Source organism: Camelimonas fluminis (assembly GCF_014656355.1).
Lineage (GTDB): Bacteria > Pseudomonadota > Alphaproteobacteria > Rhizobiales > Beijerinckiaceae > Camelimonas > Camelimonas fluminis.
Window position 1 is genome coordinate 1 of the sequence record NZ_BNCG01000134.1, and the last position, 1,440, is coordinate 1,440.

Sequence of the window (1,440 nt, forward strand, 5' to 3'; positions counted from 1 at the left end):
GATGAACAGGGCCCGGCTCCCCCAACGAAGCCCCAAAAATAAATAGGCTCAATACCTCAACCATGACGCACCCCTGCGGGCGCATCACGGTTGCTGTAGCGCCCACCCCCAAATAAATCGGCTCAATACCTCAGTTTTTATGCACTTTGCCGCGCATAGAAAACTGCTGGCCCGCCGGCGGTGGTCTGAGCATGAATTTTGAAACGATTTTGGAGATGGAGGCCGCTGTGGCCGGCCTTGTTGCTGAATCTAGTGCTTTAATCTCAGCACAACATCAGCATACGATTGCACTATTGCGTTGCTAAATCGTTCCAAAATGCGGCGCACATGTGGGGCGAAATCAGATGGCGGTCTTCGGCTACATTCTCGCTGCGGATGAGGACGACGTGCACATGCAGGCCTATGACCTGCAATACGCCGGGGCTGCTGATCCCTACACCGACTATGGCGAGGATGGTCAGACTGACCGGCCCCAACTGGAAGTGGCTCTGACGAAGCTCGCCCACGGCGACACCCTGGTTGTCACCGGACTGGACCGTCTGGCGCCATCCTCCGAAGAGGTGATGGTGATAATCCGCCGGGTCGCGGACAAAGGCGCTGAACTGTGGGCGCTGTGGGACAAAACCAGCATCACGCCAGGGGACGTTCAACGCGCCTCACAGGTCATCGTGGTGCTGGAGGGGATCGACGCAGCCCACGCTTTACGGAAAGCCGATGAGGCTGCCGCAACGAAAAAGAATAGGCGCAGCAATGCCGGGCGCCCCAAGAAGCTCACCCCAGAACAGGTTAGCCATGCGCGACTGACGGTCGATAGCGGACAGCAGTCGGTTTCATCGATGGCCAAGGTCATGAGGGTCAACAAGACAACCCTATGGCGAGCGCTGAAGACTGCTCCTTCCCAATCCTGAAGCCGCTTCATTCGCGCTTCATTCGCGCTTCATTCGAGGGGCTTTCCGGACACTGGAAAAGGCGTTGGGCAGACCTCAATGCCTTCACAGGCTTGGCATGGCCGTTTTCCCGAGATCCGGGGAAAAGTCCGGCGACCTGCGCCTTCGTTACAAAGGTCCAGATGTCGGGGGTTTTGCAGCAAGGTGCGCGCATGATGCGCGGGCGCGCGTTGCTGTTACCGCAACGCAGATGCCCGGATCTGATCGGCGCGGACCTTGAGCAGACCGTTGAGCCCCCCGAAACTGGGGAGCGCAAGCACTGCCTGGAAATCCGGCAATGACAGCCTGCCCAATTTTGTCAGACGGGATACGCGAGGGAATTTCTTTACGCCGTAAAAGACGCGCAGCTGGCGCCAAAGGTATCACTGAAATGATGATGCCTTCTGGCGCATCCCGCCCGCTGCCGCCCCCCAAAACAGGGGAGCGGGCATTTCTATGGCGCGACAATCTGGATGCGACGCGCGCGACAATCAGTGTGAGATTCTACGTCGCG

The 1,440-nt window shown here is 58.4% G+C and carries 3 protein-coding genes; all 3 read left to right on the forward strand.

Annotation, left to right across the window (positions count from 1 at the left end; genetic code table 11):
- Positions 1-344 precede the first annotated feature (344 nt).
- Entirely contained in the window at positions 345-908 is a 564-nt protein-coding gene (locus tag IE243_RS22800; RefSeq protein WP_132011002.1) for a recombinase family protein, read from the forward strand.
- Complete coding sequence (locus IE243_RS22805; protein WP_132011004.1) at positions 872-1,228, forward strand: hypothetical protein; 357 nt, start codon at positions 872-874, stop codon at positions 1,226-1,228. The genes IE243_RS22800 and IE243_RS22805 overlap by 37 nt, the downstream gene beginning before the upstream one ends.
- On the forward strand, positions 1,225-1,440 hold a 216-nt coding region (locus tag IE243_RS23340; protein WP_210319971.1), incomplete at its 3' end, for a hypothetical protein. The genes IE243_RS22805 and IE243_RS23340, both read left to right, overlap by 4 nt.